This window comes from Acidimicrobiia bacterium (assembly GCA_040289475.1).
GTDB lineage: Bacteria > Actinomycetota > Acidimicrobiia > ATN3 > PSLF01 > PSLF01.
On record PSLF01000002.1, the window covers coordinates 128,403 to 147,147 of the forward strand.

15 protein-coding genes are annotated in these 18,745 nt (G+C 52.5%); 13 read left to right on the top strand and 2 right to left on the bottom strand.

Translation table 11 applies throughout. The annotated features are described in order from the left end of the window. Positions 1-80 precede the first annotated feature (80 nt). The 11 genes from C4318_02105 to C4318_02155 all read left to right on the top strand — a co-directional run bounded on the left by C4318_02105 (position 81) and on the right by C4318_02155 (position 12,391). Positions 81-395 (top strand): hypothetical protein, encoded by a 315-nt coding sequence (locus C4318_02105; protein ID MER3453938.1) that lies wholly within the window; start codon positions 81-83, stop codon positions 393-395. 34 nt (positions 396-429) lie between these two features. After that, on the top strand, positions 430-705 hold the full coding sequence (gene tatB, locus C4318_02110; protein ID MER3453939.1) for a twin-arginine translocase subunit TatB: 276 nt from the start codon (positions 430-432) through the stop codon (positions 703-705). A 70-nt stretch (positions 706-775) separates the two neighbouring features. After that, the gene (gene tatC, locus C4318_02115; protein ID MER3453940.1) at positions 776-1,543 is read left to right on the top strand and encodes a twin-arginine translocase subunit TatC; all 768 of its coding nucleotides are present in this window, start codon (positions 776-778) and stop codon (positions 1,541-1,543) included. Between the two features lie 199 nt (positions 1,544-1,742). Further along, a complete protein-coding gene (locus C4318_02120; GenBank protein MER3453941.1) occupies positions 1,743-2,804 on the top strand; it encodes a hypothetical protein in 1,062 nt (353 codons plus the stop codon). A 106-nt stretch (positions 2,805-2,910) separates the two neighbouring features. Then, entirely contained in the window at positions 2,911-4,857 is a 1,947-nt protein-coding gene (locus C4318_02125; protein MER3453942.1) for a hypothetical protein, read from the top strand. A gap of 47 nt (positions 4,858-4,904) precedes the next feature. Further along, positions 4,905-6,614: a thymidylate synthase gene (locus tag C4318_02130; protein ID MER3453943.1), complete on the top strand. Its 1,710-nt coding sequence runs from the start codon at positions 4,905-4,907 to the stop codon at positions 6,612-6,614. A 364-nt stretch (positions 6,615-6,978) separates the two neighbouring features. After that, positions 6,979-7,311, top strand: coding sequence for a dUTPase (locus tag C4318_02135; protein MER3453944.1), 333 nt, complete (start codon positions 6,979-6,981; stop codon positions 7,309-7,311). Next, complete coding sequence (gene lnt / locus C4318_02140) at positions 7,259-8,962, top strand: apolipoprotein N-acyltransferase (protein MER3453945.1); 1,704 nt, start codon at positions 7,259-7,261, stop codon at positions 8,960-8,962. Before C4318_02135 ends, lnt begins: the two co-directional genes overlap by 53 nt. Continuing rightward, a complete protein-coding gene (locus tag C4318_02145; GenBank protein MER3453946.1) occupies positions 8,959-10,371 on the top strand; it encodes a hypothetical protein in 1,413 nt (470 codons plus the stop codon). The genes lnt and C4318_02145 overlap by 4 nt, the downstream gene beginning before the upstream one ends. Then, positions 10,352-11,314 (top strand): hypothetical protein, encoded by a 963-nt coding sequence (locus C4318_02150; protein ID MER3453947.1) that lies wholly within the window; start codon positions 10,352-10,354, stop codon positions 11,312-11,314. The genes C4318_02145 and C4318_02150 overlap by 20 nt, the downstream gene beginning before the upstream one ends. Positions 11,315-11,320: 6 nt before the next feature. Continuing rightward, positions 11,321-12,391: a hypothetical protein gene (locus tag C4318_02155; GenBank protein MER3453948.1), complete on the top strand. Its 1,071-nt coding sequence runs from the start codon at positions 11,321-11,323 to the stop codon at positions 12,389-12,391. A gap of 79 nt (positions 12,392-12,470) precedes the next feature. Here C4318_02155 and C4318_02160 read toward each other — a convergent pair whose 3' ends face one another. Continuing rightward, a complete protein-coding gene (locus C4318_02160; protein ID MER3453949.1) occupies positions 12,471-15,071 on the bottom strand; it encodes a hypothetical protein in 2,601 nt (866 codons plus the stop codon). A gap of 136 nt (positions 15,072-15,207) precedes the next feature. Here C4318_02160 and C4318_02165 point away from each other — a divergent pair, with 136 nt between their 5' ends. Together C4318_02165 and C4318_02170 are read left to right on the top strand one after the other, a co-directional pair. After that, positions 15,208-15,807 carry a hypothetical protein gene (locus C4318_02165; protein ID MER3453950.1) on the top strand — a complete coding sequence of 200 codons (600 nt, stop codon included), beginning with the start codon at positions 15,208-15,210 and terminating at the stop codon, positions 15,805-15,807. 483 nt (positions 15,808-16,290) lie between these two features. After that, positions 16,291-18,042, top strand: a complete 1,752-nt coding sequence (locus tag C4318_02170; protein ID MER3453951.1) for a hypothetical protein — start codon at positions 16,291-16,293, stop codon at positions 18,040-18,042. A gap of 56 nt (positions 18,043-18,098) precedes the next feature. Here the strand turns inward: C4318_02170 and C4318_02175 are convergent, their stop codons facing one another. Then, positions 18,099-18,725 carry a hypothetical protein gene (locus tag C4318_02175; GenBank protein MER3453952.1) on the bottom strand — a complete coding sequence of 209 codons (627 nt, stop codon included), beginning with the start codon at positions 18,723-18,725 and terminating at the stop codon, positions 18,099-18,101. Positions 18,726-18,745 lie beyond the last annotated feature (20 nt).

Consider the following 18,745-nt stretch of genomic DNA (forward strand, 5'->3'; position numbering starts at 1 on the left):
AGTCGGAGCTATCTGCGAGAAACCGTATCATACATCCAGGGACGGTTAGACGCTTAGTACGACTTCGAAGGTGAGGTGTCATGCCTGTACTGGCTTGGATCGGAATTATCGTCAGTCTGCTTGTAGTGGTTCCCGTGTTGTACTTCCTGGGGCGTGCGGTGGTCACCATAGTTGTAGCTAGGCGAGAACTCGAGCGCCCCAATCCTGCGGCTGGGGTGGTCGAGATCGCGGGTCCAAAGAAGGCGAAGAGGCCCTCCGAAGGTGGTAGGTCTCGGAAAGCCTCCGAACAGCAGGCCATGGAAGAAGCGCTCAAAAAGCTTGCTACTAAGTCGCGTCGTCGAGAGAGCAATAGGGGAAGTGGCGACTCCGGGGAGGGGCAGGTGCCGGGGGAGTGACTAGACCCCTAAAGCTAGGGCATCGGCAGGGAAGATGTTGAACGTCGGACCATTAGAGATTTTGCTGATTGTGGTCATAGCGCTACTGGTTATCGGACCTGAAGACCTTCCCGATGCCGTACGCAAGGTTGGCCGTTTCTTCGCAGAACTGAGGCGCTATGGCGAAGAAGTACAAGAAGAGGTGCGTGCGATCATAGAAGATGCGGCTAGTGGATTAGAGGATGATCTAAAAGCCACAGAACCGAGTGGGGGCTCGGATCTCAAATTCGATTCAAAAAACTTACCAGATTCCGGGGGTACGGGTGGCTGAGAAAGCCGGCGACTCTGGTTCGGGACCACTCCGTTCAAGAATTGACCCAACCCTGGAAACAGATTCACACATGACTTCTAGCGTTTCTGAATTAGATGGTTATGAAGACATTGCTTCCCTAGAAGCAACTCGTATGCCCCTTGTCGAGCATCTCAAAGAGTTGCGAATCCGCCTTATTAGAGCGCTGGTAGCATTTGTCGTTGCTTCCTTAATTGGGTGGGTGTTTTTCATCCCAATTATGGATGTGCTGCTTGCGCCTCTTCGTACCGCACTTGGAGATCCAGAGCGTCCACTAATCGCGATTGGGATTTTCGATCCGGTTGGAATGCGCCTGAAGATATCGGCGTTCGCAGGGTTGATATTGGCATCTCCCGTGATTTTTTGGCAAATTTGGAGGTTTGTGGCACCAGGACTTACGCGGAAAGAACGAAAGACGACGATCACCATAGTCTCGGTTAGCAGCTTGCTGTTTGCGTTCGGAGTCGCTGTTGCTTACCTGACCGCTGTTCCTGCACTTGTTTTTCTGCTCAAAATAGCTGGAAACACTGTAGAGCCTTTCATAACAGCCGATCGCTACATTAGCTTCATGTTGGCAATGAGCTTTGGATTCGGTGCGGCATTTGAATTCCCTCTTGTTCTCATAGCTCTCGTAGCTTTGGGTGCAGTCAGTTCCAGGCAGTTATTAGGAGCATGGCGAGTTGTCGTTGTTGCTATCTCAGTGGTGGCTGCTGTAGCGACACCAGGGCAGGATCCATTTTCGTTTTTTGCACTCTTTGCCCCGATGTGTGTTTTATATTTACTTGCTGTAGCATTTGCCCGCTTTATATTAAAAAAGTAATAACTGTGACGAGGATATTGAAACGCCTCAAATGAAAAAGAAACGATGTGGACGTACATTGGGATGGACTAATTTATCAGCACAAAAACGCCGGCGCCGTTATTTGGTTTTGAGTGCAAGTTTGGGCATTGCGATACTGTTAAGTATTGCCGGGTACATTATGTTTTGGACGAATCACGATTCGAAGAGCATCGACCGTTTGGTTTATAAGAGGGTTTCAGAATGGTACAAGCAAGGCGATTCTTATCGAGGTAGTCTAGAACAGTTGATTGATGACGCTAACCGCGCACAGTTAAGTGGCGATTCAAGAGCTTTGGAAGAAACATCTCGAAAGGCGGATATCTTAGGACGTGAGATATCAAAGCTACGGGTAAGAATATCACAGGCCGGTGTTTTTGAAAATGAGGATTTGGATCATCTTAAAAACCAATCAATACAGGTAGTTTCCTATTTGGCTGAAGCAGCTGAAAATATACAAGCGCTTTCCGCAATTCCAGCCTTTTTACAAAATGATTTTATACTACAAGCTCGGCGTTTTTTAATTTTGGCTGATACTTCCAGAGTGTTCATCGAAATGTTATGGCAACAAGGCTTTGGTGTAAGCAATAAAAAACTGTTATCTCGGGCACCACTTATAGATGATAATAGTTTAGGAAAATGGAAATGGTCTGAACGATTCGCAGATGGTTTAGGAAAGAACTTAGATCCTTGGCCTTTAGATGGTGTTTCGGCTTCAGGAGCATATACTGAAGCAAAGGGGAATGCCGCTGGATGGGTAGAAGCAGAAAGAAGCGCGGCATACGCAGCCGAGATTACGGCGAGTATTTCGGCGGCATGTGCCGAGCTCGAGAGGTTTGCGCGAGTCGATATTCGAGTGGCGGATAAAGCGGTTTTTCGACGGGCATTGGAGGCGAACATTCTTTTTGCGAACGAGGTCGCAAAGTCGGCAGCGCCGGCAGACTCGGTTCTCACCTTTGCTGCGGCGTGGCGGGGTACTCGCGGTTACCACGAGGCGTTCATGTCCGGGATTGTTGCTGACTCGCTGGGAGAGTTGCGAAGTCGGTGGACATTCAAAGCATACAGATTGGCTATGCTGGCCGGAACTAGCTGGAATCAAGGTCTTGAAATTTCCCAATCGCGGGGCATCCCTTTTGGATACGTTCCCAGTTGCACTGGGCGGCTGGAGATTCTACTTCTTAGTCCATGGGACGTTCGACAGGACCTGACTACGGTGATTCCGGGACCTCGAGCGGAGGGCTGACATCTCGACCGAGGGACGAACAGAACAAAGCCAACGCTTTCTGGAGTGGTTTGAGAAGCAACTTTCTTTTCCTCTCGATGACTTTCAGAAGCAAGCCATCGAGCATTTGTGCCAATCTCGCTCGGTTCTGGTAGCCGCGCCGACAGGCTCGGGGAAAACCATCGTCGCGAAGTTCGCAATTCAACTGGCCCTTTCGCGAGGGTCCAAGGCTGTTTACACATCACCGCTCAAAGCTCTTTCGAATGAAAAGTTCAGGGAGCTTTGCGAGGAGCTGGGTCCAGAGCACGTGGGATTGCTCACAGGAGACGTGAGCATTCGACCAAGGGCCGAGGTGCTAGTGATGACCACCGAAGTCCTGAGAAACATGCTGTATCAGAACGACCCGGAGATCGACCTTATATCGCACGTCGTTCTTGACGAAATCCACTACTTGCAAGATCCTGCAAGGGGATCGACATGGGAAGAAGTGATTCTCATGCTGCCTCGGCACGTACGTATCGTGTGCTTGTCGGCCACCATTTCCAACACGGGTGAGTTTTTGGGATGGCTTCGGGCCGTTCGGGGAGATGTTCAGTGTGTATCGAGGTACGACCGGCCGGTTCCGCTAGAGGTGCTTTACTGTTACGAAGACTCTAGAACTGGGAAGGCTCGGCTTCGGCGACTTTGGGCAAGGGGTTCGAAGACCAGACCTAATCCTTCGTTAGCCAAGGCCTTGTCGGCTAGGCACGGTCGGAGGGATCGTTACGCCCTCGTTCCGCACCGACTCGATGTATTGGACGCCTTATACGAAGCGGGTTTGATGCCAACCATTTATTTCATATTTTCAAGGCAAGGGTGTGAGCGGGCTGTGCAAATGGTGGCATCGGAGGGCATTTCCTTGTTGGGGGAAAGCGAAAGAAGAGAAGTAGAGAAAGTGGCTCTGGAAAGAACAGCTGCGTTCAGCGATGCCGAGCTTTCCGTACTTGATTTCGGGAGATTTCTTGATGGATTGCTTCGTGGCGTAGCAGCACATCATGGGGGCATGCTTCATCAGTTCAAGGAAATCGTAGAGATGCTTTTTTCGAGGGGCCTGTTGCGGGTGGTTTTTGCAACAGAGACGCTGTCATTGGGAATCGATATGCCTGCTCGCTCGGTGGTTTTGGAGAGCTTTTATAAATTCGACGGCATTTCTCACAAGTTGCTCACGCCTAGCGAGTTTACTCAACTGTCGGGAAGAGCGGGCAGGCGAGGCAAGGACGAGATTGGTTATGCCGTCGTAGTCCACTCTCCTTGGCTCCCCCTAGAGCATGTCGCATCCACAGCCCGTTCGACCAAGTTCAAACTCGTGTCGAGCTTTAAGCCTGGTTACAACATGGTCGCGAACATGATCTTTAAGTACCCGACCAAGGCTGAAGCTGAAAAGATCCTAGGAAGTTCATATGCGGCTTACCAATCCAGACCCGGCGGCCGAAGAGGCGGCCACTTTTTTCCCTCGGCCAGCGAGCTTGTAGCAGAGTTTCGTCGCTACCGTGAAGTTTTGGCTCGCCTTGGGTACTTGCGGGGCGAGTGGCAGCTTGCGGAAAAAGGTGAAATATTGGCGGGAATATATACGGAACGAGATATCGCATTCGTCGAATGGTTGGCTAGGTCGGAGGCGGATCACCATGACATTCCTGTGCTCTCGGCTATTATCTCGGGGTTCGTAAGCGATGAAGTTGGACCAGATGAGAGGGTCGACTACAGGTATTTCCGAAACCGAAAATTACGGGAGGAAGCTTCAAAGGTAGAAGAAGTGGTGTCGGATGTAACCAAGGTAGAACAAGAAATATTTTTCGCGCAGAAAACGCCTCTCCCTGACTTCGCCTATGCTTTGGCTGCAATGCGCTGGGCAAAATCCAATGATCCGACCGCGTTGCTTGAAACATCCAAAGGCCCAGGTGACGTCGTGCGGCACCTTCGGCGCATCATCGACTTAGCTCGGCAAGCGCACGAGGCGACCCGGAAGCGAGAGTTCGAGCTTTTAGCGATTGCGCTTGATGTGGGAATTGTTTCCTCTGCCGTTCCGGGTGAGTAGACTTTGCGACGACCTTTGCAACAATGTGAGAAAGGTCGGCTAAGAGGGTGGAGACTTCGACTAGCCAAGAGGAATTCACTTCCGAGGAACGGGCTATCCTGTCCCGGTATTTTACGAACATCGATGGACCCGTTTTTGCCCTCGTAAACCTTCCCGAGGTGGTAAAAGGAGCTCTGTTCGCTCGATATTCCCGCTCGGAGAAAAGCCTGAAAAGGCTATTCCTCGATGAGTTCATCAACGATAGAGGTAGCGGAGAGCGTGCACTTCGCGAGTATCTGGAAGGGGGGGATTCAGGTCGAGGGGCCGGTTACAACCAAGTAGGCGATGCAAGAGCACGTGACCTGTATGACAGGATCTTTACCGAGTATGGGGACGACTCGGTCGCTCAACTAGGCGGTGCTCATCTGGGCTGTGAAAACGTGTCCAATATTGCCACCAAAATTTTAGAGCGGGGGCGACTCATGGCTTACCTAGAGCAGTCTACCCGCTACATCCGGTACGACACCCGCCACCGCGGAAAGTTCCGGTACAAGTGCCCCCCAGAGCTTGATCTGCCGGAGATGAAAGATGCGCGGGGGATCTTTGAAGAGGTTTGCAAGGGGCTGTTCGAGCTGTACGCAGAGCTATACACGAAATTGTACGAACATTTCGAGCATAAGTACCCCAAAAGAGCCGATGAGCCAGAGGGCGCCTATCGATCAGCCGTGAGGGCGAAGGTGTGCGACTCGCTCAGAGGACTGCTTCCTGCTGCCACACTCGCCAATGTTGGCGTCTTTGGAAGTGGACAAGCCTATGAGCGGCTTCTTCTACGACTGCTTTCCTCGCCGGTGAGCGAGGCAAGGATTTTGGGGAAGGAGATTCTTCACGAGCTAGAGAAGGTGATCCCTTCTTTCGTAAAGAGAGTCGAGATGGAAGGAAGGGGGGTCGACTGGCGGAGATATTTATCGGAGACTCGCGATAGAGTCGCGGGCGCGGCCGCATTGCTCATCTCTTCCCACGGATTGAACGGTTCCAAGCAGGGGCAGGATGCCGTAGACAGAACACTCTTATTGAGTTCTCAACGACCTACTGTCAATCTGGTGGACTTCGACCCTGAAGGTGAGCGAAAGATCGCAGCTGCAATTCTCTTTGACCACACCCCAGTATCCATGCATGAAGCTTTCCGAATTGCTCAGGGACTTGGCGCGGATGCCCTTGCGTTGCTCATAGCAGAGTATGTTGGCTCCCGGCGAAACCGTCGCCACCTCCCTGGACGGGCCTTTGAATCTACGTATTACACTTTCGAAGTCGTATCTGACTATGGCGCTTTTAGAGATCTACAAAGACACCGCATTCTTACCATTGAGTGGCAGCCACTCTCTTCCAACCTCGGATTTTCAATGCCTGATGTCATAGCCGAAATAGGAGAGGAGAACCGCTGGAAAAGTGCGATGGAGTCGGCAGCAGACGCGTACTCTTTCATCGAGTCAGCGTCTAGAGTGGCTGCCTCTTATGTACTTCCCATGGCGTTTCGGTTGCGCTACCGTATGCAGCTCAATGCTAGAGAGGCGATTCACCTCATAGAGCTCAGAACATCTTCACAGGCCCATCCGGAGTACCGGGCGGTCTGCAGCGATATGGCCGAGCTTATTGGTAGGAGAGCGGGGCACTGGAACGTTTATCGAGCAATGCAGTTCAAAGGCGGTGATTTTGAAGATCTTGAGCGCAGGGAAGCAGAGATGCGGGCAGCAACGCGAAGGAAAGCGGTCGGGGGATGAGGCGCGCTTGTTTTGGAATCCTATTGACTGGTCGCGTGTTTTGTCAGCGGCAGGAGAGGACACACCAGCTCGGCGAAGCTGGTAGACGTCCTCTTTGGTTCCAAGAATGTTTGTCAATCATTGGGACTACTGGAGCTGAAGTCGCCTTGGAGGAGGAAGTTTAGTGGCGCGTTCAAGGAAGTCCGCAGCATCCAATTTTGATGATGATCTCGGGGACGCACGTGAGGACGTTGATCCCGAAGGCGGCGAGCCCGGCGACCTGGAAATAGAAGAAGACCTTTCAGAAGAGGATTTAGAAAACCTTGAGTTTGACGATGATATCGAACTTGACGAGGAGGTTATTGACGAGGACATAGAGGCTGATATCGAGAGCCTTGATGTCAAAGAAGATCTTGAAGAAGAGGTTGAAGAGGAAGAGGAAGAAGAAGAGGTTGAAGAGGACGAGGATAGAGAGCCTACCCTTGACGAGATTCTCAAAGAACGAAGCGGATTAGTTGAAATCGAGGGCGAAGAAGGGGACGAAGAAGAGGGCGAAGAAGACGACGAAGAGGAAAACGACTCTCTCACACGGCGAGTACTGCTAGGCGAGAAAGCTGAAATTGCAGAGGACGAGTTCGTATGCAAGTCATGTTTTTTGGTAAAGCATCGGACACAGCTGGCCGACTCTCGACGCCAGTTGTGCAGAGACTGTATCTGAGACTGGATCTCATCTGAGGAACATACTCAAAGACGCGCTCGGGTCGGTAGGAATACAGTCTTCTTCCCTGAGCTACGGATCGCTCAGGTTCAGGTTTCTGGATTCACTATTTGCCAAATTAGTCGTAAGCGCTGTCGCCGGAGCAGCTGTGGGCTTCGCTCTAGTGTGGGGAGGGCGGTGGTGGCTGGGAAGCGTTATAGGAATCGGGGCACTTTACACCTCGGTTAGAGGAGCATCTCGTCTTCGAGCCATTTCAGTCGGCCTGGTGTCCGGGGCCGCAGTGTTCGGAATCTCGAGCGAGTGGTCTAGGCTGTTCGGTGCGCACGCCTATTTGTCTCTCGTGGCCGCTCTATCGCTTTTCTGGGTGGCGTGCGTCGTCGTAGCCTCTTTTGCCCGAAGCGAAGTGCAGTCGCTTCTTTTGGGACCGTCTGCGATTGTCCTAGCCGAGCTGTTTCGAACGAGGTTTCCCCTCGGGGGATACGGCCTTGCCACGGTGTCTAATACCCAAATAGACGGCCCCTTGTCAAGAGCAGCAGTGGTGGTAGGGTCTGCCGGTGTCTCGGGGCTTGCAGCTGCTCTAGGGATAGCAGTTGTCACTTTATTGACTAAAGCGCTAAGCAGTGGATTTTCGAGGATAAAAGGACGAAGCAAGGGGTTTGTCTCCTCTGTAGTGGTTTCACTGGGATGTGTGATCATCGCTTTAGGACCATTGTTTTTTCCCGAAAGCAAAGTAGGAAGCCGCGGCTCGGTCGACGAATTGAACGACAACAGTTCGAGCAGGAAGTTGCGCGTTGCAGTTGTTCAGGTTTATGACGAGAATCGACCGCTCAGCGACGACGAGGAAGCTCGGGGTGCATTACTGACGTGGTTGAAGACCGAGACCGAGAAGTCAGCTGTAGCCCGTCCCGAGCTTGTTGTATGGCCCGAAGCATCCCTTGGATCCCATTTACTAGAAGGGGAATCGATGGCTGCAAGGGCCGTGAGAGAAGCGACCTCCAAAACGGGTGCTAGCCTCATCGCAAACGGTCAACCCCTCGGTGGAAGTCTCGATCGCTTCGTAAACAGAAACTACTTTTTTTCGTACACGGGACGCCTCGAGATGGTGTCAGACAAAGAAAAACTTGTTCCGTTTGGTGAGTATGTTCCATGGAGGTCTGCGTTACAACCTCGCATACGCTCACTTGAGCGGATACCGATAGATGGTGAACCGGGCCAGTGGAGACTATTTCGTCTAGGCGAGATAGGAATCGGTTCGGTTATCTGCTTTGAGTCGACTTTCTCTTACTACATACGAGAACGAGTTCGCGCCGGGTCGGAGATAATCGTAGTAGAGACCAATAACCGGTCATTCGAGACATCGAGCTTGTCTCGGCAACACGTTTCGGCTAGCCGTATGCGGGCAATTGAAACCAGGCGATTCGTCGTGCACGCAGCACTGTCTGGGATCTCGGCGGTGATAAGACCCGACGGATCTATTCTGGAAAGTGCCGGACTCTTCGAGCGGAAAGTCCTGTTAGCAGACGTGGAGCCTTCAGGAGCATTGACACCGTATGTGCGATTCGGCGACTGGGCGCCTGGGGGTCTAGCGGCAGCCAGCATGATCCTCGGACTGGGCGCTCGGAAGCGGCTTCGTCCCGAGGCGAAGCTGTGATCGACCGCCGATTGGATACGCCAGGAGCAACATCTGCTGGCGGAAGCGAACCCGTAGGAGGCAGAGCGGCGATTGAGTTCACTGAGAGGTCGGGCCTAAGAGAGAGGAACACTTGGAAGCGGCTTTTGGGACCGATTTTTACCTCGGCTGCTTCTGCAGTTGTACACCTCGTTTTCTTTTTTGTTTACTTTGACGGAGCACTTAGATCGGGCGGAGACACACCTGTATACGAAGAGTTGTCCCGAGGCTTCTGGACTAGCCACGGCATGACGCTAGGGGGAACGCCCTCGGCAACATACCCCCCTGTTTATCCGGCCTTTTTAGCGGCGTTGGCTCCCGGGAGCCGCCCAGGGGCGCTGCTGGCTACAGCTCAGTTGCTCGTTTCGGCCAGCATAGCCGGCGCCGTGTATTCGATCGCCAGGTATTGGTTCGGCGGTCAAGCGCCGCTCTTTGCCGGGATTCTCTCAGTCGTAGCGCCGCAACTACCGTTCTGGGCTGGATTTGTACTAAGTGACACTTTAGGTATCGCTCTCGGGATATGGGGAGTCTGGGGAGTAGTGGCAGCCCTAGCGTGCGCAGCGACAGAGCGAAAGCGCAATTGGAAGACTGTTTTGTTGGCTGCTGTAGGGGGGATCTTAGTTGCCTTGGCAATCCTTACCCGTCCCCTCAACGCTCCCGCACTTCTGTTCACATCAGGGGGATTGTTTTGGACAGTTCGCAACGGGAGATATTGGCCAAAGTGGGATGCCTGGGACTCTGTCAATAGGGCTAAGCTCAGCATTGTGCGGCTGGGATTGGTCTTCTTTATCGCTATGTCGCTTCCGATAGCTGTTTGGACAACGAGAAATGCCATCGAAATGAAGGCCTTCATCCCGCTCTCGACCAGAGCAGGCTGGCAGCTCTGGCAAGGGGTTTTGTGGGATTTGCATGGTCGAGGCACTGTAGGAAAGGACGTATACTACCCAGACGAAGCCGGAGGAATGGGAGAAGTCGAGGCAGACAGGTATCTCATTCGACGATCGTTGTCAGAGATCCAAAGAAATCCGGCTAGATTCGCACGAAAGTTTTCCACAAAGGTAGCCTTTCTCTGGCTTCCCACTGCGCCGGGGCTGGGGCTAGGAATGCTCCTATCGGGGATGTACTTTTGGGTAGTAGCGGGGTTGACGGCTGTAGCGGTGTTTGCAACCCCTACTCACCGGGGTGTCGTGGCGTTTGGGTTAGGAGCCTTGGGTGTTACCGTGGCGGTAGGAGTTACTATTCTCGATCCCGACTATCGGTATAGACTTCCCCTTTTGGTGCTGCTACTAGCGCCGGCCGGTTGTGGTTTGGAAGTTCTGTGGGACAGGATGAGAAGACTATACTCGCTAGGCGCTGCGCGAGGAGTCCAACATGACAGAAACGCCTCCTAAGTCGAATTCTAGCCAAGACGATCGCATCGCCGGGAAATCTTCTGAATTTGCGGCAAGCGCTCAGGACGAGGGCAATGCTTCCGAGTCGAAAGTTAGGCTTTCACATTCATTAGCAGAAATTGCTCTCTATTTGCCGATCGGGTTGGCTTCGCTGGCCAGAGAGGCTGCAGAGCGACTGCTGGCAGAGGGAACAGTGCGGGGGGAGACCGAGGTACGCAGAGCTCGAAACGCGTTGGAGAACGAAATTGAAATAGCACGCTCTGTTGGAAGAGCCCGTGTTCGCCGCATACTTGAAGACTCGACCTCAAGGTTCGACCATCCGCCATTGAGTATTTTGGCGGAGACAGCACGTGCTGTGGCAGAGAAGGGTCGCCAGGTACTGCAGGAAGCCCAAGGGAAGGCGGAAGGTTCCGCGTTTTTAGGAATTATGCGAATTTCAGGGGGTACTGAAAAGGCGAGTCAAGGTGGGGGTCAGAGGGATCAACTTCGCGGAAAAGGGCTGGCCAGTTTGAAAACTGCTCAGCGAGCAGCGGCCTCCAAGGTGCTGAAGGCGAGGTTCAACGGCGTTGGGAACACCACTAATAGTGACAATGCAACTTCGGGTAGCACAGATGGTGAGGTTCTAAGAGTCACCTTCGCAGATGACTTCAACGAAGAAGAGGTTTCGCAGCCCTTGTCGACAGAAGTGGCGAGCGGCGACAGCGAATCTTTGTTTAACAGTACCGATTCTTCGACTAAACTCCCACCTCGACCCTCTTCTCTTACGGACTACGACTCTCTTTCGGCACAACAAATCGTTGCCAGGCTGGGAGGGCTCTCCGAGGAGGAGCTGAATGCCGTTTTAGAGTATGAGAAGTCCACAAAGTCTCGAGCAGCCGTAATTGAGCGTGTTTGCCAGGAGCTAGCTTCTAGAGGCTCAGGTGATTCGGGAAACTCAGCATAAAAAAGCATGAGAGTCTCCATACGCCTCGCGTCGAAGAGGGACCTCGACGCAATCAAAGATCTTTATCGTGTCGCAGTATCCGAGCAAGAGTGTTTGAAGCCCGGATGGGCCGTTCAGGCGGATTGGGGATCGCAAGCCTTCAAAGTAATCGAGGCCACGGTACTTCAGGGGGTTCTGGAAGGTTTTCCTGTTACGACATTTGTCTGCGACATCGATTCCGTAATAGTCGGATACGCTATCGCTAGTCTCGAGCCATTCCCTGGCGGGGTTTTGGACGGAAAATCCATGCGCCTCAGGCTGAGGCACCTCTTTGTCGACGAGGAAGCCCGCGGCGTAGGTGTGGGAGAAGTCCTGCTGGCAGCCGCGGCTAAGTGGGGGCGAGCTAGAGGGGCTGGGGTGTGTGAGGTTGAGGTGCTTCCCGGTCACCGTGCTGCGAAGAACTTCTGCGAAGCCCATGCCCTCAAAGCGCGAGCTATAACAATGAGTGGATTGATAGAAGAGGTTCTTGGGTGCATAGAACTCGACTCGGACGAAGCTTCTATGATCGACGCATGTGTGAGAACAGCTCTAGAGCGACCTGCACACGAAATCGTCGACCAAAGAAGTATTGCGGCAGGATGCGTAGTTGTGCAGGAGGGACGAGTACTTGTCGCCCGACGAAGCGAACGACCCTTTGAAGGATATTGGAGCATCCCGGGGGGGATCCCGGAGCCGGGCGAAACTCTCTTAGAGTGTGCACGTCGGGAGCTCGAAGAAGAAACCGGGATTCATGCTGAGATCATAGGAATCGCAGGCGTCGCTGAGCGATTCTGGGGGAGGAGTAACGATGGGCAGAAGCATTTCACTATAGTAAACTTTTTGGCTTTACCGGCAATGCTTTCAAGCGCGACTAGCCTGAAAACCAATTTGGATGCGGATACGGACGCAGCCTGGGTCTTGCCGGAATCGATACCGGAGCCATCTGTACCAGGAGTGGCCGAATTCTTAAGATTGATCAAACCGGCTGTTGAGGCGTCAATGAAACGCGAGCCGTTACCACCAGCAGTCTATTCTCCGCCGGCGGGCGGGGATTTTTAGGGGCGATCGCGAGCTTTCTGTCAGTAGAAACGAGACAAACGCAGAGAATTGCAAGGCGGTTACCGGTTTCGTACAGCACTCACGCTGGCGGAGTGCCGTTATATCCTGCCGATATAAAGCCGTCGCTCCATCCTTTGTACGAGAAATATTGAGGCCGCTCTACAACTATAGACTTGCTCGGATCCTGACTTATTATAAACACGGAAAACTCGCGGTTGTCGAATAGATCCAAAACCCTGATTGTAGACCGGTTATTTGCGGGAACGGTCACCACCTTTAGCATCGGATAATTCGATGGGAAAAGAAACAGAACATTTACAGCAACTGGCGTCGAATTGGGGTTTGCGATAGTGATGTATGGATGCGACGCTGAAGATAATGCATATCCTTCTGCAAACAGCGCCCATGGCGAGGGCGATATGCCTACGCCGACATCACCGCCATCCCACCCGCCTGGCCCAGAATAGTCATAGTACATTGGCCGGGCAGACATTATAGGTTGACTAGATGTGACCACGGTGCCGTGAGCAACGTTGGGACCGATCAGGTCATTGACTCTATAAGTGCGTCTGGAGGTAGCTGGTAGTGTGTCAGCTATAGTAATAGGAGTGCCGCTCTCCGGTAAGAAGTTAAGGGTTACCGAGACCGGACTTGTTTGAGGATTGCCTAAAGTGAGGTATTCTGTAAAACCGGGTCCTGTATATCCCTCTGCAAAATAAGCCTGAGTTTTCAACGCAATTTGGCCTGAATTTACCGACCCCCCTTTCATACCAGAGTAGTCGAAGTAAACCGGCTGCTCGACATGGATGAGTCCTCCGTTTGCATGTACATGAGTCGAAAACTCAGTTGATCCAACTACGTCTTTGGCAGAAAAGGTTGCTCTGGATCGAGCTCCAACAGGAAACTGTCTAGTGGTAGTAGAACCTCCGGGAAGCAAGTATTTAAAGTCAACTGTAATAGGCCACCAGTTAGGGTTGAACACCGTAAAAAACGTGTCAAACCCAGGCCCGGTATATCCCTCGGCAAAATAATAGTCACGAGCCAAGTTAGCCGCCCCAACGCCATCGTGGCCGCCTTGCTTAGAAAAATAATCGAAGTACATAGGACGTTCAGAAAAAAGATTAGCGCTGTTGGATAAAACATATGTGGAGTGTTGGACACCTGATCCCAAGAACGAAGTTACGTTTATCGTTCCCCTCGCGTTAGGAGGTACCGTAATCGGCCCCTGGTCAACCACGCCTCCGTCACTTTTTGCATAGCGAAGCATGACCTGAGCAGGAGAACTACCGGTATTGAGCAGGGTTATCCACTCGTCGAAAGGTGCAGCTGCGCTTCCAGTGAAGCCTTCTGCAAAGTACTGGCGAACGTGGAAAGGACGCCCGAACGGAGGTGTCCAGGACCAAGTAGCGGTTGTCTCCTCTGGAAGGCCGAGCGTGTAACCGCCAGCTACTATTACTTCCCGGCGGGAAGAGTCGTACACGACGAAATGTTCGTTGCGGGCACCGGCCCCCTTTCTGTCTTTATCGGTTTGAGAGCCGGGAACAACAACCTGGAGCCAGTCATCGCCCATGAACGCCCAAAGATCGCCGTAAGTACCGTTAATCGTCTCCAGGACACCGTTGTTGTCAGCGTCTATGGCCGAAACAGACTGACCGCCAAACAACACCGCAGGTGTGTCGTTGAACGAATCCGCCATCGCACCACCAAGTCGGGGGGGAGGACTGTGCCGCGTAGGAACTCGATGCCAGTTCGACCCGTCCCACGACCAGGTGTCCGACAGGACTGATTCTTGATCTTTTAGAGGTTTCTCCTCAAAGGATTCGCTGTGGTCAGTAAAGAAAAAGTTGGGTAGTGCGCCTCCGAAGGCGATGATCTGGGATCTTCCTACATCGGCGGCTCCAGCTGGTGCTAGCCTCGGAGGTAGAGGAGTCACCGGGTTCCGCTTAGACCACTCGCCGTTTTTATACACCCATGTCTCCGTAGACCCTCCGAGTTCAAAGTTGGTGGTGTCAATCGTCAAGCCTCCGAAAAGAACTATTTCTTGCCGTACGGGATCCCAGACCATCTTCCCCAGCATCAGTCCTGCCTTGGTACCGAAGTCGGGTGCGAATGGCGACTGTGCGGCGGTACCCCCGAGGCTCGGAGGGTTGGCCGATGAGGGCATTGTCCAGTTAGTACCATCCCACTCCCACGTATCGTAGAGCGGTCCGACCGCTTGCTGAAACCCACCGAACATCACGATCCTTTGGTTTATGGGATCGTAGGCCATCTGCGCGCGGGATCGTTTTGGTGGCTTTGTAGGAGGATTTAGCTTTGTCCAATTAGTGCCGTCCCAAACCCACGTTTCGTCGAGCTCGGCGAAGATGAACGTCGTTCCTCCGAAGGTGACAATTTGGCCTCTTGCAGCGTCGAAGGCAGCTGCTGAGTTCGAGTGGTCTATGGGATAGTCTCCGGCAAAACTTGGCGCACGCACTCGCTGCCAGCAATCGCACAGAATGGAGTCGCCGGCTTTAGCAGGGCTCCCTACTAGCAAAACAACGATGACGACGGCAACCGATGCCGCGGGAAGAGCGAGACGATTCGAACGAGATTCCCAGATTTCGGACGCGTCTGCGATCAGCCTGTTACCAAACCACGATCGGGCCAGACCTAATTCCGGCCTTCTTAGAGGTCTCGGCATTATTTTCCTCCAACCGATTAAGCAGTCCAAACATCATATACTGCTATATCAGAGTCCTCAGAGGCCCGCCCAGCAGTCTGGGCTACTCTTACCGGGCAGCGCGAGGCAAAAGGAAGTATAACCACAGGAGAGGACAATGGCAGTGGCTTCGCATACCCAGACCTCCGATACGGATCAACTTTTCCAGAGACTGTGCCGATCCCAGGAGCGGGATCTGAGGGAGCTGTTCAAGGCCGCAACAAAGCCCAACATCGAACTTCTAAATGGCTACGCCTTCAAGGGATTCAACGTCACCTCGGTCGCTAAGGTGCTGGGGTTCCAAAAGTTTGTCAAGTGCTTCTTCACTACTGAAGCCGGGGGACAGCTAGAGGGGTGCAACCTGTGGGTCAGCCCATTTAGTCCAGAAGGAGAGTGGATTTTACAGAAGAGAAAGCCTCATGGCTTCTATGTCGTAAAGACCGAGTGGGATCCAGTTTGGGGACCTTCTCAGAAGAACGCGCTCCGCATCGATTATGCTGCTTCAGTTCGGAATCATCGTCTGAATCCCGAGCGCGCTATCATCGATTATCTAGTCCAACCCGATCCGGAAAACCCTGATTGCTTTCTAGGAAAGGCGTTTTTGGGAAGCGATCGTTTGAAAGTTTTCTTTAGTTACTTCGTTCTTGCCAGATTGGACGACTCCGATCAGATTTTTGAGGAGAAGTTGTCATCGATTCCAATTGTGCGACGACGCTAAAGCTATACGAGGTGTCTGAGAGCTGATGTGGATCGTTGCGCTAGGCTTGCCGGCATTTTTCGAATATGGCCTGGGGACATTAGATCAAGGTGTGCATCTCGAAGCCCGATGTGGCCACATGCAACCACAAGGATACGGTGGCTGCTCTCCCGCCTCTTAACCGAACACTCATCCTGAATGACGGACAGCACCATTAGTGTGATCGCGGGAAAACAATATGTGCGCGTTGCAGTTTTCGTAAGTTTTAAGTGGCATTAGACGGATAGGCTTCAGCGATGATATCAAAGAAAATCTTGATTTTTTTCTCGGTGATCTCACCGAAAACCAAATTCCGTGTGGGGAAAAACCTGTATATGAAGCACGCGGCGAGTATCAAGAATTACTGAATAATAAGGCAACACTCGATTAGCGTGGCGATTGCCAAGCTAATCGAGCTTTTAGACTGCGGTGGATTGGCAAAGTGGTGACAGCATCACGCCAGTTATGAGCACAGCGGAAGAAGTAGCAGCCAGATCTACGTGGCGTTTGCTTTGTCCTCACTTCGCTGGCAGCGAGCGCTTGAGTAAAGCTATGAATGCGCTTCGACGGTGGCCGCACGGATTGGTAGGTGGGGCTGTGGCTGCAGTTACGCTTGCTCTGTATTCGGTGTTTCCGCCTAGCATCCGCGCAGTTGTCATTGACGAATGGGCCTATCTCAAAGCTGCTAAGCAGCTTGCCTCTTTAGGTGCCTATCGGCCGGATCCCACCGCTATCGCCCCAGACCTTGTACCTGTGGCCATAAGCGCGGCTCTGGGAAAGATAGCAGGACACGAGTTGTTGTGGCTCAGAGCTGCAAGCGCAGTGTCTTTTGTGGCAATGGGTGTCATTGCATACTTTTTAGCTGTCGAAGTAGGGACACCCAAGCGGTTTGCCATTGTTTGTGGAATTGTTTCTGCTGCTAATCCTATAGCGATGCCGCTTGCGGTTACGGGAATGAGCGACCTTCCTGCGGCAGCTTTTCTTTGGGCGGCAATTATTTTCGGCATCCGATATTTACGAAAACTCTCATTGAGCGCGGCTTTGTGGTGCAGCGTAGCGTCTCTCGCAGCAGCCTCCATTCGTCCTATTGGGATTGTCCCCTTAGCTGTCCTGGTCGGGTACTCGATTCTGGCCATCGGTAGGAACAAGAGAAATTGGACAGGCGCGGTTGTGGGTGCCGTAGCTGTCGGAATTTTCCTAGTTGGTGTATCGCAATATGCCGAGGACACAGTTTCAACGGTCCATTACTTATATGAGGCGTCGCTTGCGCCGGCAAGAGTCTGGGCAAAAATGATTGTTTTGTACCCAACCCAAGTGGGTCTTTATTTATCTCTTGTGGCAGCTCCACTATCGGCTGGTGTATTGGTTGGAAATTTTCGAAAAATGCGAATTGTGATTGGGGCTGTTGTCGGGGGAGCGATTGGTGGGTTTGCGGCAACAGTTACCTCTCCAGGCACTTTGAGGTTTCCCTACATGTCATGGGGATCTGTAATTGCGGCAAACGGAGTTGGAGGAGGAGACAGACCTTTTCTGCCGGGAGGATTATTGGTTGCAATCTCGTCTGTTGTGGGGGCATCTGCTGGGGTGCTCTTGGTAGCGGTTGCAATGCGCACTAGGAAAGCGAAGCGGTCTGAGCGACTTTTCTCATGGCAGGGACTTCGCGCTATATCTTCTCGTGAAGCGGTAACTGCATCTTTATACCTGGCAGTAGTTGTGTTGTGCTTAGCAGTTGTTAATGGAGTGATGGGCTTTGCATTCGAGGATGCCAGGACCGGATACGATCGCTATTTAATACCGCTATTCGGGCCAGCTCTTGCTCTCATTGCGCACCGCTTGAGCTCGTTGAAAAATGAATGGACTGTCTGGGCTGTGGCATGTGTATTGGTGGTGGCGCTGACAACGATAGGGGTGCAGGACTGGGCCGCTCAGAGAAGAACCGCCTGGGCGGAGCTTGAGTCATTGACTCTAAGTGGTGTTCCAGCTACTAAGATTGATGGAGGATTCGAATGGAGCGCTGATCATCAGCCTGCAGAGTACGCCCCAGCCTTCGACCCGAAATCTTATGTTCCATGGTATATACGGGAATTTGCGCCTTATACAGATCGGGAGTATGTGCTGTCGGGATCAGTACTGGATGGCTATCAGGTAGTAAAAACGATCCGATGGAAAAGCTGGTTTAGAGAAGGAAAGTTGTATCTTCAGGTCCGTTTACCATGATTTCTAAGATCTGTCGCCTACAGAACAAAATAGTAATACAAGTTGCATGATTAGTCTTATGAAAGAAGCGTGAGCCAGAATTCGGCGTGTTCAGCATCGATTTCTTGTATAGCAGTCTCTAATTCCACAAGCTTAAATGGCGGAATTTCGATCCCCAAGGTAGTTGTGACTCCCTGCTGGTCGCGAGTGCCAGCGATTTGTTGGGCCTCTGCGGTGAGTCTTGCTAGTACGTCTACTAGCACAGCTAGAAAGGTCTCGAGGTTCTTTCCTGCGGATTCTTCTTCCCATTCGTTGCCGACCCGTGAAAGGGCTACTACTGGGGCGTCCTGTGACTCCGATGGGATCCCAGCTCGAACACATAAAAGCGTCCGACCAGCTCGGGCGAACGGTATGAGTTCGGGCGGTAGGGATTCTTCGACACGAACGTCCGCTATATCTTGCAAGGGGATAAAGTCGAGATCTTCTCCAGCCAGTGGAACCGTGAGAGATACTGGGTCGGACTCCGAGTACATTACGCTGATTGAAGAGGGAAGGCCTCCCGGAACAACGTGTGCTAGTGAGATCAGTTTGTCTCTGTCGCCAACACGGACTTCGGGAGTAGTGCCCTCAAAGACTGCAACGATCTGGGCGACTCGCCGAAGGAGCTCTCCAGCGCGGGACAGCGATTGAGGGCCGTCTGACACTTATACACTCCTCAATATCA

Excerpts from the sequence above, each read along its gene's own strand:
- C4318_02105 (MER3453938.1), top strand. The coding sequence starts at position 81 with ATGCCTGTACTGGCTTGGATCGGAATTATCGTCAGTCTGCTTGTAGTG.
- tatB (MER3453939.1), top strand. The coding sequence starts at position 430 with ATGTTGAACGTCGGACCATTAGAGATTTTGCTGATTGTGGTCATAGCG.
- tatC (MER3453940.1), top strand. The coding sequence starts at position 776 with ATGACTTCTAGCGTTTCTGAATTAGATGGTTATGAAGACATTGCTTCC.
- C4318_02150 (MER3453947.1), top strand. The coding sequence starts at position 10,352 with ATGACAGAAACGCCTCCTAAGTCGAATTCTAGCCAAGACGATCGCATC.
- C4318_02155 (MER3453948.1), top strand. The coding sequence starts at position 11,321 with ATGAGAGTCTCCATACGCCTCGCGTCGAAGAGGGACCTCGACGCAATC.
- C4318_02160 (MER3453949.1), bottom strand. The coding sequence starts at position 15,071 with ATGCCGAGACCTCTAAGAAGGCCGGAATTAGGTCTGGCCCGATCGTGG.
- C4318_02165 (MER3453950.1), top strand. The coding sequence starts at position 15,208 with ATGGCAGTGGCTTCGCATACCCAGACCTCCGATACGGATCAACTTTTC.
- C4318_02170 (MER3453951.1), top strand. The coding sequence starts at position 16,291 with ATGAGCACAGCGGAAGAAGTAGCAGCCAGATCTACGTGGCGTTTGCTT.